At 72.1% G+C, this 13,647-nt stretch carries 10 protein-coding genes; 2 read left to right on the forward strand and 8 right to left on the reverse strand.

The features are described 5' to 3' along the window. Positions 1–144: 144 nt before the first annotated feature. Positions 145–1,737 carry an HNH endonuclease signature motif containing protein gene (locus MM440_RS16910; RefSeq protein WP_277626271.1) on the reverse strand — a complete coding sequence of 531 codons (1,593 nt, stop codon included), beginning with the start codon at positions 1,735–1,737 and terminating at the stop codon, positions 145–147. Between the two features lie 1,008 nt (positions 1,738–2,745). Here MM440_RS16910 and MM440_RS04330 point away from each other — a divergent pair. Both MM440_RS04330 and MM440_RS04335 read left to right on the forward strand, forming a co-directional pair. Then, a complete protein-coding gene (locus MM440_RS04330; RefSeq protein WP_241442529.1) occupies positions 2,746–4,566 on the forward strand; it encodes a DUF1800 family protein in 1,821 nt (606 codons plus the stop codon). A gap of 5 nt (positions 4,567–4,571) precedes the next feature. Beyond that, a complete protein-coding gene (locus MM440_RS04335; RefSeq protein WP_241442531.1) occupies positions 4,572–6,050 on the forward strand; it encodes a DUF1501 domain-containing protein in 1,479 nt (492 codons plus the stop codon). Positions 6,051–6,094: 44 nt separating this feature from the next. Here MM440_RS04335 and MM440_RS04340 read toward each other — a convergent pair whose 3' ends face one another. From MM440_RS04340 to MM440_RS04370, 7 genes are all read right to left on the reverse strand, one after another. After that, complete coding sequence (locus tag MM440_RS04340) at positions 6,095–6,550, reverse strand: YchJ family protein (protein ID WP_241442533.1); 456 nt, start codon at positions 6,548–6,550, stop codon at positions 6,095–6,097. Between the two features lie 18 nt (positions 6,551–6,568). After that, positions 6,569–7,228, reverse strand: a complete 660-nt coding sequence (locus MM440_RS04345; RefSeq protein ID WP_241442534.1) for an NUDIX domain-containing protein — start codon at positions 7,226–7,228, stop codon at positions 6,569–6,571. Between the two features lie 3 nt (positions 7,229–7,231). After that, positions 7,232–8,941 carry a CTP synthase gene (locus tag MM440_RS04350; protein ID WP_241442536.1) on the reverse strand — a complete coding sequence of 570 codons (1,710 nt, stop codon included), beginning with the start codon at positions 8,939–8,941 and terminating at the stop codon, positions 7,232–7,234. Positions 8,942–9,015: 74 nt separating this feature from the next. Next, positions 9,016–10,083 carry a glycosyltransferase family 4 protein gene (locus MM440_RS04355; RefSeq protein WP_241442538.1) on the reverse strand — a complete coding sequence of 356 codons (1,068 nt, stop codon included), beginning with the start codon at positions 10,081–10,083 and terminating at the stop codon, positions 9,016–9,018. Positions 10,084–10,208: 125 nt separating this feature from the next. Further along, the gene (gene murJ, locus MM440_RS04360) at positions 10,209–11,822 is read right to left on the reverse strand and encodes a murein biosynthesis integral membrane protein MurJ (RefSeq protein WP_241442540.1); all 1,614 of its coding nucleotides are present in this window, start codon (positions 11,820–11,822) and stop codon (positions 10,209–10,211) included. Then, positions 11,819–12,679: a hypothetical protein gene (locus MM440_RS04365; RefSeq protein WP_241442542.1), complete on the reverse strand. Its 861-nt coding sequence runs from the start codon at positions 12,677–12,679 to the stop codon at positions 11,819–11,821. Before MM440_RS04365 ends, murJ begins: the two co-directional genes overlap by 4 nt. Next, positions 12,676–13,635, reverse strand: coding sequence for a copper transporter (locus MM440_RS04370; RefSeq protein ID WP_241442544.1), 960 nt, complete (start codon positions 13,633–13,635; stop codon positions 12,676–12,678). Before MM440_RS04370 ends, MM440_RS04365 begins: the two co-directional genes overlap by 4 nt. Positions 13,636–13,647 lie beyond the last annotated feature (12 nt).

The raw sequence follows: 13,647 nt of genomic DNA on the forward strand, positions 1-13,647 counted from the left end.
CGTGCGCCACCGCATTCCTCGGCGTTCCTCTGCCCTGGCGTCCTCGCCGAGCTCGGTTCTCCTGTCAGGCCGGGTCCGGGGCTGGGTCAGGCGGGTCGCGGCGGGGTCGGCGGGGGCGGGTCGGGGCCAGGGTCGGGGCCAGGGTCAGGCGGCTGTCGCCGTCGTGGTGGTGGGGGGTGTGGTGGGTTGCCAGCCGGTCAGGGTGCGGGTGGTGTGCCAGGTGACGTGGTCGGGGGTGATGGTGGCGGTGATGCCGCGTTGGTGGACCAGGCGGTGGTGGTGGTCGCAGAGCAGGGCGAGGTTGTCCAGGCTGGTGGGGCCGCCGTTGGCCCAGTGGGTGACGTGGTGGGCCCGCGTCCAGCCCGGTGGGGCGGTGCACCGTGGGAAGGAGCAGCCTTTGTCGCGCATGGCCAGCGCGGCGCGTTGAACGGCGGTGGCGAGGCGTTTGCGGCCGACGTCCAGGGGCACGGACTGCCCGCCGAGGACGGTGGGGAGCAGCTCGGCGTCGCAGGCCATCCGGCGGGCTTGTCCGGGGGTGAGGATGGTGCCGTCGTGGGCTTGGCCGTGGCCACCGAGGGCGGTCTTGAGGGTGTCCCAGTCGATGGTGACCACGACCCGGCAGCTGGCGCCCATCGGGCCGCGGGTGTCGGCGTCGGCGGCGAGGCGGGCCAGCGTGACCAGGGTGACCAGGGCGTCGGCGCGGCGTTGGGCGGGGGTGCGCTCGTCACGCTGGCCACTGTCCCCGGGTGCGGGTGCGGGGGCGGACAGGGCGTCGATGGCGGCTTCGAGGGTGGCGTGGCTCTCGGGGTCGAGCAGCAGGGTGGACTCCCACATGCCGTCGGCGCGCTGGTGGGCCTTGGTCAAGGCGCGGCGGGTGGTGTGCTGGCGGTCTTCCAGGTCGGGTCCGGGGCTGCCGGCGCGTAGCAGCATGGCTTGCTCGAACGCTTTGAGCACGGGTTTGGACAGTCTGCCGCGGGCCAGGTGCCGCAGCCCGGTCACGACAGCGTCGTGCTCGTGCACGGGTAGGGCGCCGTCGACGCGGTAGAACACGTCCCGGCAGGTCAGGGCGTCCTTGACGGTGATCGCCCCGACGATCGCGTCGTGCACCAACGGTTTCAGCGGGATGGCGGGGCAGCGCAGCACCAGTTTGGCTACCGCGGCCGCGTCCGGGATCGTCAACCCCACCGGCCGGTCACCGAGCCGCCCCCACCACGCATCCGGACCCTCCGGACCCTCAGACCCGCCGCTGCCGTCGCCCGGGCTGCCGTCGGTGCCACCGTTGCCATCGGCGTCACCGTCGTCCCCGGTGCCGGTCCTGGTGTTGCGGTGGCCGGCCTCGGGGTTGTTCGTGTCGGCGGCGTTCGGGTCGGGGTGGTTGGTGTCGGGGAGGGCGGGCCAGGCGCCCCAGTCGCGGTCGCCGACGCAGGCCGCGCCGGTGCGCGCACCCGTGGTGGAGTCGACGTGGTCGACCTGCGGGGTGGGGTCGGGGTTCGTGGTCTCGACCAGCCAGCTGGTCAACCCACCGGACCCGGACGCTGCGGGCAGTCCCCGGGTCACCGCCTGCTGGGCACACGCGATCAGCGCACCACCCGCGGTGGTGGCAGCGACGGCGAGGTCACAGGTCAGCGCGGCGAGCTCGTCGTCGCCGAGGAAGTCCAGCCCCTCACGCAGCACGCAGACGGCTTCGATGACGGCCGCGACCGTGGTCGCTGCGTCGGTCACCTCGAGTCGTCCCATGTCCAGATCCTACCGTTTCGGGCGCTATCGCGGCTATCGATCATTTGGGTGAATCACATTCCCTTGCAAAGGGATTCGAACACTAATCGAACATCTTTTCGGCGCTTCCGCAGCATGCCTGGGAGGGCAAGTCATCAGCCCTGTCCGCCGGTGGTGATCGCTACCGGCGAACGGATCGGTTTGTGCCACAGCGCATCTGCAGCATCGCGTCTCTACCGGGCCACCTCTGTGGCAGCACGTCGGTGCAGCACATCAGCGCAGTGGCTGAGCGAGGGGGTCAACCCGGCGCGTGGCTCACGGCCTGCACACCAGCAGCGGACGCGGCCACGAGCTCCGTGACCTCCTCCCACAGCCGACCGTGGCCCGGCATGACCGCCGTGGTGAATCCTCGACGACGGCTCGAATGATGTTGCCAGACAGTCATTTCAGTGACCTCCGAGCTCTGCGGCGGCGTCGTTGCCACCTTCTGAGCTGCAGTGTGCCAGGAGGGTCTGACCCACCCCCCTGCCCGCGAGGAGGCTGCCCATGGCGAGCCCCAAGGAAGCCGCCACTCCCCGAGCTACTCGTGACGCTCGAGCAGGCCGGTCCCGACGATGTGGCGATAGACCGGTGGCCGCTCGGGACGCGCACGACATCGAAGCGCCGACTGCGCCGACTGCGCCGACCGCGCCGATCGCGCAGTCCCCGCGGCTGCGTGGTGTCGCGCCCACCGCCTCTGCGCAGGCCCTCGCGCACGAGCAAGCAGACGCACAGGCACGAAGCGAGACCGGGCCAGCCGACCCGCGTGAGCCGGAAGCCGACCGCTGGACCGTAGCCGCCCGTCACGACCGCCCATCAGGACCGCGCCTCAAGACCGCCCGCGGGTTGAACGTTCATGCAGACGGGGGAATCTTGCGCCGCTACCTTCCCCGCCGACCTATTACTACTTACCGTGAACAGACATTACGTTCTGTAGCCATCGGAGCCCCCGTCCGCTGGTCGCCCCCCCCACAGACAGGACGCTGCTCCATGCTCTCCAGCCTGTTCTCCCCCATGCTCTCGCGCCGCGTGCTGCTCGGCCTCCCCGGTGTAGACCCCACACCGGCCCCCGCGGCGTCGACCGGTGCCGCGGCCGCACCGGCCGCCACGCCGACCGCTGCACCCGCCACCTCGGCGGTCACGTCACCCGCCACCCCGGCGGCCACGTCGACACCCACACCGGCCACCACCCCACCAGCCACGACCACCCCAGCACCGACGCCCACGGCGCGACGGGCGACGCCCACGCCGAGCCCGAGCACCAGCGCGCACGAGGCACCGACCATCCCGACCCGGCTCACCGCCGGGCAGGTGCTCGCCGCACGGTGCCCCACGGCCCCGGGCCTCGCGCCGACGACGTCGGCCGAGTGGCACGTCGCACGCCGCCTCGCCCAGATGCCCAACACCGCCCTGGTCGCGGAGATCAAGGCGATGGGGATCGGGCCGTGGTTCGAGGCCCAGCTGCTACCGGAGACCGTCCCGGACCCCGTCTGGGCCGCGATCGAGGCCAAGTCCTTCCCCTGGATGTCGATGACCGTCTCGCAGCAGGTCGCGGCCACCGGGCAGGAGCCGTGGCGCTGCTCACCGGTCCTCGCGCAGATGCTCGCCGTGCGGCCGCTCTACACCAAGCGCGTGCTGCAGGAGTCGATGGTCGAGCTCTGGAGCGACCAGATCTACGTCGCTCGTGGTGGCGACCTCGAGATGTGGGTCGCCGACTTCAACCACCGGGTGCTGCGCAAGCACGCGCTCGGCCGGTTCACCGACCTGCTGCACGCCGCGCTGACCAACCCGGCGCTGCTGATGTATCTGAACAACGACCTCAACCGGAAGTCCGGCCCCAACGAGAACCTCGGCCGCGAGCTGCTCGAGCTCTACACCGTGGGCGTCGGCAACTACACCGAGACCGACGTCGTCAACAGCTCGATCATCCTGACCGGGCACAGCATCGACTGGACCACCTACGACTACTCGAACGCGTGGTGGTCCCACAAGACCGGCCCGGTCAGGGTGATGGAGTTCAGCCACCCCAACCCGCCCTCGAAGTACGACAGCCAGACGTCGACCGCAGAGACGAACGCCGCTCTGCTCAAAGCCTATTCGGACTACCTGGCGCGTCACCGCAAGACGGCCGAGCGGATCGCCAGGCGGATCGCGGTGCGCTTCGTCAGCGACACGCCGTCGGCCGCGCTGGTGACGCACCTCGCCGACGTCTACCAGCAGAACGACACCGCGATCGTGCCGGTGCTGCGAGCGCTGTTCAACCACGCCGAGTTCGCGGCCTCTGCAGGTCTGAAGTGGAAGCGGCCGCTGGAGCACCAGGGCATGCTCGTCGCGGCGACCCGCCCCAAGACCTTCCACCCGCCCTACGACTTCCGGGTCAACCCGTGGTGGCCCGGCCAGCTGCACGACATGATCGCCAACGCGGGTCAGCCGTTGCGAATGTGGCCGGCGGTCAACGGATTCCCGGACGTGGCGGCGGCGTGGCTCTCGACCGCCTCACTGCTCAACGGGCTCAACGGCACCGAGTCAGAGATGGAGTTCTGGGACGAGTCGTTCGACAAGGTCGTGTGGGCCGACGCCCTCGGTGTGAAGGCCGGGATGAACGTCTGGGCCGCGGCCGATCTGATCGCGACCACGCTGACCGGATTCACCTGGCCGCGAACGCATCTCGCGCACATCGCGTCCTACCTCGCGGCCCACGGAGACCGCCCCGCCACCGACACCGACGTCGTCTCGGCCGACGCGCGCCGCTGGTACGTCCCCCACGTGGTCCGGCTCGTGGCCATGTCCCCCTACGCCTGGATGCGGTGATCCCGATGACCCTACCCCGCCCCACCCTTCGCGACCACGACGCGCTCCTGCACGAGGACCTCGTCACGCCCATGCACACCCACCGGGACGCCGACAGCCGGCTGCGCGTCGAGACGCCCGACGGTCCCCGCTACGTCCACGCCCATGAGGTAGACCGGCTGGTCGCCCCCCAGCGCCCGCGCACCGAGGTGCCGGACTGCGAGCACGTCGATGGCGGACCACGCCGACTGTCTCGTCGCCACGTGATCCAAGGCGCCTCAGCCGGATTCGGCGCACTGCTCGCGGCGGGGGCCCAGCCGCGCTACGCATTCGCCGCACCGCAACCGGCCGGCTCCCCCGCCGCCACGGCGACCCAGCGCGACCTGCTCGTCGTGGTCTTCCTGCGCGGAGGCATGGACGGCATCTCGGCGGTCGCACCGATCAACGACCCGGCCTACCAGGCGGCACGCGGCAAGACCGCGGTGACCGCCGAGACCTCGATCCCGCTCGACGACACGTTCGCCCTCAACAAGAACCTGGCCGCCTTCCAACCCCTCTGGGACGCAAAGCAGCTCGCGATCGTGCACGGCGCCGGGAGCACCACGCTGAAGCGGTCGCACTTCGAGGACATGAACACGGTGGAGCAGGCCGCCCCGGCAGCGATGCGCTCCGGCTGGCTCGGTCGACACCTGCAGTCCAGCGCGTCGACGCAGGGCACCTTCCGCGCCATCACGATCGGCAACCGCGCCGTACTCTCGCTCAGCACAACAGCTTTCGAGACGCTGGCGACCTCGACGCTCGACACCTTCAAGGTCAACGGCTGGAACGGCGACAAGTCGACGGACATCATGGTGTCGATGGTCGAGAAGATGTTCGCCGACGCCGGGGGCCGGGCGGCCGCGCAGTGCCGCCAGACGATGCAGGCCGTCGCGGGCCTCGCGGACGTGCGGGCCGTCCCCGGTGACAAGTACGTCCCGGCCAACGGGGCGGTCTACCCGGACACGACTTTCGGCTACGGCCTGCGTGACGTCGCGAGGCTGGCAAAGGCCGGCAAGGGCCTGGAGGTCGCCTGCGTGGACCTCGGTGACTGGGACATGCACAAGGGCCTCGGCTCGCCGGCCGTCACCACGGACTGGTTCTCCCGCAAGAGCATCGACCTGTCGACGTCCATCGCGGCCTTCGCCCAGGACCTCGGGCCGATGTGGGCCCGCACGACCGTCGTGACGATGAGCGAGTTCGGGCGGCGCGTGCAGACCAACGCCGACCTCGGCGTCGATCACGGCCACGGCAACGTCATGTTCGTCGCCGGCGGCGGCATCAACGGTGGCCAGGTCTACGGGTCGGTTCCGAGCCTCACCCCCGGCAACCTCGTCCTCGGTGACGTGCCCGTCACCACGGACTACCGTCAGGTGCTCGCGGAGATCCTCACCAGGCGGCTGCTCAACGCCGACCTGGCCACCGTGCTGCCCGGCTTCACCCCGGGTCCCGCGCTCGGCATCGCCTAGCACGGCGGTCGCGGGACGCCCGAGCCAGTCGAGCAGCGGCCGGCTCAGTCCGGGAAGTCGCCGTCGACGTAGACCCACCGGCCATGGTGGCGCCGGAAGCGCGCGATCTCGTGCAGTCGGTGGCGTCGACCAGCGACCACCGAGTCCGCTTGGTACTCAACGACACCCGTGTCGTCATCACGACCAGCGGACCCGCCGGCACCAGCAAGACCTGCAGCACCACCAGCAGACCGCAGCACCCGCAGACCGACCCACTCGCGCTCGTGATCGAGACGCAGGTCGCCGGGCGCGGCGAGCGGGTCCCACGACCGCAGCAGGTAGTCCGCGTCGCCCAGGGCGAACGCGGTGTAGCGCGAGCGCATCAGCTCCTCGGGCGTGGCGGCCTCGCGCTGGCCCAGGTGGATCGGCCGGCAGCAGACCGACAGCGGGCGCCCCGAGCCGCACGGGCACTCACCCGAGCGCGCGGCCGGCGCCAGCCCGAACGCCGCTCCCCCACTCATCAGCTGCTCACCACCGGGTCACCGCCGCCGAGGGTGCTCGGGCCACGGCGCGTCGGCCGGACGCAGGGTCGCCCAGCCACGGTCGCGCGCAGCGCAGGCCGCGAGGACGCCGATGCAGGTGGAGGGGTTGTGCAGCCGCCCGCTGAGCACCGCCTCCTGGACGTTGTCGAGGGTCGCCCACACGGTCGGCATGCCGAGCTCCTCGTCCTCGCGCTCGTGCCGCTCGGCCTCGGGCACCGGGCTGAGCCCGCGGGCCAGGAACACACGGATCGCCTCGTCGTTGCCACCGGGGGTGGTCCAGTAGTCGACGAGCACGTCCCACTGCTCGGCGCGCAGGTCGGCCTCCTCGCCCAGCTCGCGGGCGGCCGCCAGCTGCGGCGGCTCGCCGGCGACGTCCAGCAGACCGGCCGGGATCTCCCAGTCGAACGCCCCGACGGGGTGGCGGTATTGCTGGACCACCACGAGCCGCTCCTCGTCGTCGAGCGCGAGGATCGCGACGGCGCCCGGGTGCCGCAGGAACTCGCGGCGCACCGTTCCTGCCTCGCCGAGGTCGGCGGTCTCCGACACCAGGTCGAACACGTAGCCCTCGTGGATCGTGCGCGACTCGAGCACGGGTCGGGGGTCGATCCGGTCCACGAGCTCGTCGACGCCGACGACCGGCGCACCGAGGAAGCCCATGGCTCAGGCCGTCTCGACGGGCTCGGCAGCGCCGTCACGAGCAGCCACACCAGCACCAGCACCATCACCAGCCCCATCGCCAGCACGACGCTCCAGCGCCGCCCCCACGAGCCCGGAGAACAGCGGGTGCGCCCGGTGCGGGCGGGACGTGAACTCGGGGTGGGCCTGGGTGGAGACGTAGTAGGGGTGCACGTCCTTCGGCAGCTCGACGAACTCGACGAGCGTGCCGTCGGGCGAGGTGCCGGAGAAGACCAGGCCGGCAGCCTCGAGCTGGTCGCGGTAGCCGTTGTTGACCTCGTAGCGGTGCCGGTGGCGCTCGCTCGCCTTGGTCGAGCCGTAGGCCTGCGCGACGACCGATCCCTTGGTCAGCCGGGCGGGGTAGGCCCCGAGTCGCATCGTGCCGCCGAGGTTGCCGGCGCCCTCGACGAACGCCTTCTGCTCGGCCATCGTCGCGATGACCGGGGCGGGCGTCTCGGGGTCGAACTCGCTGGACGACGCGCCCTCGATGCCCGCGACGTCGCGCGCGAACTCGATCACCATGCACTGCAGGCCGAGGCAGATGCCGAGGGTGGGCACGAGGTTCTCACGGGCCCAGCGCAGCGCGCCGAGCTTGCCCTCGATGCCGCGCACGCCGAAACCACCCGGGACGAGCACGGCGTCGACGCCGGCGAGCGCCGCCTCCGCCCCCTCGGGCGTCTCGCAGCCGTCGGACGCGACCCAGCGGATCGTCACCCGCGCGTCCTGGGCGAAGCCACCGGCGCGCAGCGCCTCGGTGACCGACAGGTAGGCGTCGGGCAGGTCGATGTACTTGCCGACCAGCGCGATCTCTACCTCGTGCTTGGGCTGGTGCACGCGGCGCAGCAGCCGGTCCCAGTCGGCCCAGTTGACATCGCGGAACTTCAGCCCGAGGCGACGGATGACGAACGCATCCAGCTGCTCGCCGTGCACGACCTTCGGGATGTCATAGATGCTCGGCGCGTCCACGCACGCGCACACGCCCTCGCGGTCCACGTCGCACATCAGCGAGATCTTGCCCTTGATGCTCTCGGGGATCTCGCGGTCGGCGCGCAGCACCAGCCCGTCGGGCTGGATGCCGACCTGGCGCAGCGCGGCGACCGAGTGCTGGGTGGGCTTGGTCTTCAGCTCACCGCTCGGTGCGAGGTAGGGCACCAGCGAGACGTGCAGGAAGAAGCTGTTGTCGCGCCCGATCTCGTGCCGCACCTGACGCGCGGCCTCGAGGAACGGCAGCGACTCGATGTCGCCGACGGTGCCGCCGATCTCGGTGATGATGACGTCCGGCGCGTCCTTGCCGAGGGTGGCCGGCTCACGCATCCGGTCCTTGATCTCGTTGGTGATGTGCGGGATCACCTGGACCGTGTCACCGAGGTACTCGCCGCGCCGCTCCCGCGCCAGCACGTTGCTGTAGACCTGGCCGGTCGTCACGTTGGCCCGCCCGACGAGGTTCACGTCGAGGAAGCGCTCGTAGTGGCCGATGTCGAGGTCCGTCTCGGCCCCGTCCTCGGTCACGAAGACCTCACCATGCTGGAACGGGTTCATCGTGCCGGGGTCGACGTTGATGTAGGGGTCGAGCTTCTGCATCGTGACGCGCAGCCCCCGCGCGCGCAGCAGATGTCCGAGGGAAGAGGCCGTGAGCCCCTTGCCGAGCGACGAGGCAACGCCTCCGGTCACGAAGATGTGTTTCGTAGCCACCACGGGCTTCAAGTCTACGTGACAACCGGCGGGCCGGGGACCAGACGCGCGGACCCGACCCGCCGCAGCCCTACGCCCTACGCCTTGAAGGCGATGGCGTTCTCGTACTGCTGGAGGGCGGCGTCGACGGCGGTCTCGATCGTCGGCAGCGCGTCGGCGCGCGCCTTGGCGCGCCGGCTCAGGTCGGCCCGCTCCTCGGGGTCGGAGAGGACCCGGTCGACGGCCGCGGCGAGCGCCTGGACGTCGCCGACGGGCACGAGCACACCGGCGGAGCCGACGACGGCGGCGGTGCCCCCGGCGTCGGTCGTGACGATCGGGCACCCGGCCGCGAGCGCCTCCTGCAGCGCGAGCGGCTGGCCCTCCCAGTTGGCCGAGCTCACGACCACGTCTGCGGCCTGGAGCAGGTCCGGGACGTCGCGGCGGTCGCCGAGCAGGCGCACCGGCAGCGAGCGGTTGTCGATGTCGTCCTGGAGCTCGTCGCGCAGCGGCCCGTCACCGGCGATGACGAATTGGATCCCCTTGTCGCGCAGCAGGTTTGCGGCGTTCAGCAGGACCGGCAGCCCCTTCTGGGTGGACAGCCGGGCGATGACGACGGCGAGCTTGGTGTCGTCGTCGATGCCGAGCTCGGCGCGCACCTCCGAGCGGTCGCGGGCCGACACCTCGAACGGCGGGGCGGGGATCACGGCGGAGGCGACGTGCTTGGCACCGAGCTCGCGCTGACGGTTCTCGAGGTCGCTCGAGACGCACAGCACCATGTCGGCCTTGCTCGCGACGAGCCGGTCCAGCGCGTTGTAGACCCCGGCGAGCCACGAGCCGTCGGGCGTCGCGTTGTGCAGGGTCACGACGAGGGGGTTGGACAGGCCGGTGCGCGCGAGCGCGCAGACGGCACCGGCGCGCAGACCATGGGCGTGCACGACGTCCGAGCCCTCGATGAGGCCGCGCAGGGTGGCGTGGTTGCGCATGTCGACCGCCGGGTTGGGTCGGTCGGAGATCGGGACGTGGACGACCCGGGCGCCGGTGTCGGCGTAGCCGAACAGGTCGTCGGCCTCCTTGGGGCAGGCGACCATCGCGTCGTGGCCCCGGGCCACCAGCCCCTTCACCAGACCCTGGACGTGGCGGCCCATGCCGCCAGAGCTCGTGCCCATCACCAACAGGATTCGCATGACGTCTCTAACTTCGCTTCCTTCGAGCTGCACGTGCACCGCACGTGCGCGTGGACCGGGGGCGCTCGGTGGAGCGCGTGCCCTTCGTGCCCTTTGTCACACCTACGTTATCCCGTGCGCCGCCCTCGTCCGAGCCGAGCGAGTCCGGCCACCCGCGCGAGGAGCGCGCCGATGCCCGCTCGGTCGGTCACGGTCAGCAGCGCCACCGCGACGACGGCGGCGACGACCGCGCAGGTCACGCCCACCACAAGCGCAGCACCCACGCCCGACGGAGCCAGCCAGGAACCGAGCTGGTGGCCGAGGACGCCGGCCACCACCAGGGCGCAGACCCCGGCGAGCAGGCTGCGGCCCACACCGCTCACGGCCGCCGGCCCCCAGCCGGAGCGCACCGAGACCAGCAGCCCGAGGCCGAGGACGGTCATGCCGACGCTCGCACCGATGCCGAGGGCGACGATGGCGCTGGTCGCGTCCCCGGACGGCAGCGCGAACGGCAGGGCGGCGGCGATCCCCCAGCCGGCGAGCGCCCAGCGCGCGGCCGCCGACGGCCGCCCCCGCACGTAGAGCGCCCGGCTGAGCAGGGCGGCCAGCCCGAAGGCGAGCAGCCCGGGAGCGAACGTCACCAGCCCGGCGCTCACTGCGTCACGGACTCCCTGACCGCCGATGCCGCCGCTGCGCCCGGCGTCGATCGCAGCGAAGAAGGCACCGACGGCGGGCGCGACGGCCACGAGCGTCGCCGCCCCCACCGCACCGGCTGCGACGATCGACCGCGCCGCCGTCGCCAGCCGCGCGTCCACCGCCTCGGCCGCCATCGAGGGGAACACCGCGGTGGCGATCGGCACGACGAGCACGGCGTAGGGCAGCAGGTAGACCGCCTGGACGTACTGATAGATGTTGACGGTCCCCGTCGTGCCGCGGTTGTTGGCGAACCAGATGATCGCGATCGCGGCGGCCTGCTGAGCGAGCAGGCCGAGCACCCCCGCGACGGCGAGCCCCCGGGCGGTGCGCGCCACCCCGGGCGGGAAGCGCACGGTGGGACGCAACCGAGCCCCGGTGCGACGCAGCGGGACGAGCAGCGGCAGCGAGAGGGCTACGACACCCAAGGTGGTGCCACCCGCGAGCGCGGCGACCGCGGCGTCGCTCAACCCGCCGGGCGAGCCGTCGCCCTTCAGCGCGGCGTAGGCGAGGTAGGCGATGATCACGACGACGCTCGAGAGCAGCGGCGCCGTCGCCGCCATGGCGAAGCGACCGCGCGCCTGCAGCGCACCGACGGCGACCACGGAGATCCCGTAGAGCGGGAGCTGGGGTGCGAACCAGCGCAACAGCTCGGCGGTGAGCTCCCTTGTCGCCATGGACTGCTCGGCGACGAAGGGCGCCGTGATCGGCCCGGCGAGGACGGCGAGCAGCACGGCGAGCGGCACGAGCACGAGCATCGCCCAGGTGAGGAGCGCCGAGGTGACCTGGTCCGCCTGCGCGTCCTCGTCGCGCGCGAGGTGGCGCGAGATCAGCGGCACCGCGACCGCCGCGAGCGCCCCGCCGGCGGCCACCTCGTAGAGCACGTTGGGGAGCATGTTGGCCGAGTTGTAGGCCGTGCCGACCTCGGTCGCGCCGACCGTGGACGAGAAGACGAGCGTGCGACCGAAGCCGAACAGCCGGGAGGCGAGGGTGAGCACCGCGATGAGGCCGGTCGCGGCGACGAGCGACCCGCGCGCCCGAGGGGTCACGACCGCCCGAGCCGGTCGAGCTCGCGCAGGACCGGCGTCGCCTCGATGACGCGGGTGAAGCTCACCCGCTCCGAGGCCAGCACCAGGGCGCTCACGACCGCGAGCGCACCGAGCCGGCCGCGGGGGCCGAGTCGGGTCAGCAGGGCCGTGCCGAGCAGGGCGCCGGCCGCGTTGGCGCCGGTGTCGCCGAGCATCGCGCGGCCGGCGAGGTCCTCGGGCAGCAGCGCGACGGCGGGTCCCGCGGCCGCGAGGGCGAGCGCGCGGGTGGCCTCGGGCTGGACCGGCCCGGCGTCCCCACCGGCGGCGAGCAGTCCCGCGGCACCGAGGGTGACCTTGAGCGCACGGCCCGGACGCAGGTCGAAGAGGTTGACCAGGTTGGCGCTCCCGGCGACCAGCGCGGTGCCGACCAGCGTGCCGAGCAGCCGAGCACCCGCACGGTCGACGAGCAGGGTCGTGACCAGGCCGGTGAGCCCGAGCACCGCGATCTTGGTGCTGCCCGTCGTGACGCGTCCCTCGCGCAGCGCGCCGAGGTGGCCGCGCAGGCCCTTCACGTCGGTGGCGCCGGCGAGGTCGTCCAGTGCGCCGACCACTGCTGCGCCCGTGACCGCCGCCGCGCCCGCTACGACAGTCCCGGCGCCGACGCTGCCGGATCCACGGGGTCTACCGGATGTCGTTGCGGCCCAAGCCAACCCACCGAGCGCGCCGAGCGCGTAGGCCGGACCTTCGAGCAGGGTGACCGACCGTCCGGCGTGACTGGTGCGGGTCCACCGCTCGACGCCTCCGGGCGGCCAGCGGGTCAGCAGCGCGTAGACAGCCACGGCACCGGTGCCACCCGCGGCACCGACCGACCAGGTCATGGCGTGAGCGCCGGGATCGGCCCCTGGGCGTCCTTGGTCAACCCGTAGCGACCCACCTTGCCGACCAGCTGCTGCTGCAGCGCGATGATCGTGGCGGCCTGCCCCATCGGGAGCTCGAGGTCGTCGACGGTCGACACGGCGGCGTTGGTGGAGCCGTCGGCGCGCATGGCGGCGATGACGCCGCCGGCGACCCCGGTGTCGGTGGTGGCCGCGGCCGGCGTGGACGCGGCGGCGGCGACGGCCCCCCGACCGACCCGGTCCAGTGCACCCACGATGCGTAGGTAGGACTTCTGCTCCGCCGTCGTCTGCTCGGCACTGTCCGAGGAGACGGGGCCGGCTACGAGGATCGAGCTGGTCGCCGGCCCCGGTGCGCCCTCGGAGTACTGCAGCAGGCCGGCCGACTTCAGCTTCGGCAGGACGGTCGGCCCGAACGTCTCGTCGTAGACCGGGGCGGACGCGCCGCCGGACACGACCGAGCGGGCGAGGAGCACAGCGGGCAGGTCGGCGGCGTCACCTGCGGTGACCTTCGCCGCCGCGGCGATGCTGGCGACCTGCTCGGAGCGGGCCTGAGCGCCAGACGTCGAGATCATGTCCTTGGTGAGGCGCACGCGCGGTCCGACCTGACCACCGGCGGCGACCACGGCGTCGGCGACGTCGTCCACGAGGTCGGTGGGGCTGTCCGGACCAGCCACGAGGGCTACGGTCTGGCCCTTGAGCCGCCCGTTGACGACCAGGGGCAGCGTCGCCGCGCCGTACGTCATGGCCGCCTGCTGGTCGGACTTCGCGTCCGACAGCTGGGTGTTGAGGTCGGCCTTCTCGGCGCGCAGCTTGGTGACCTCGCTGCTGAGCGTGGTGCCGATGTCCTCCTTCAGCGGGCCGGCGCCGAGCACGATGCCGATGGCGAGCGCGAGGAAGATCGCGATGATCGACACGAGGTGGTAGCGGAAGTCGATCACGACGAGACTCCT

Source organism: Arsenicicoccus piscis, from assembly GCF_022568835.1.
Lineage (GTDB): Bacteria > Actinomycetota > Actinomycetes > Actinomycetales > Dermatophilaceae > Arsenicicoccus > Arsenicicoccus piscis.

Coding starts and splice junctions, on each gene's coding strand:
- MM440_RS16910 (WP_277626271.1), bottom strand. CDS start 1,737: ATGGGACGACTCGAGGTGACCGACGCAGCGACCACGGTCGCGGCCGTC.
- MM440_RS04330 (WP_241442529.1), top strand. CDS start 2,746: ATGCTCTCCAGCCTGTTCTCCCCCATGCTCTCGCGCCGCGTGCTGCTC.
- MM440_RS04355 (WP_241442538.1), bottom strand. CDS start 10,083: ATGGGCACGAGCTCTGGCGGCATGGGCCGCCACGTCCAGGGTCTGGTG.
- MM440_RS04345 (WP_241442534.1), bottom strand. CDS start 7,228: ATGGGCTTCCTCGGTGCGCCGGTCGTCGGCGTCGACGAGCTCGTGGAC.
- MM440_RS04340 (WP_241442533.1), bottom strand. CDS start 6,550: ATGAGTGGGGGAGCGGCGTTCGGGCTGGCGCCGGCCGCGCGCTCGGGT.
- MM440_RS04365 (WP_241442542.1), bottom strand. CDS start 12,679: ATGACCTGGTCGGTCGGTGCCGCGGGTGGCACCGGTGCCGTGGCTGTC.
- MM440_RS04335 (WP_241442531.1), top strand. CDS start 4,572: ATGACCCTACCCCGCCCCACCCTTCGCGACCACGACGCGCTCCTGCAC.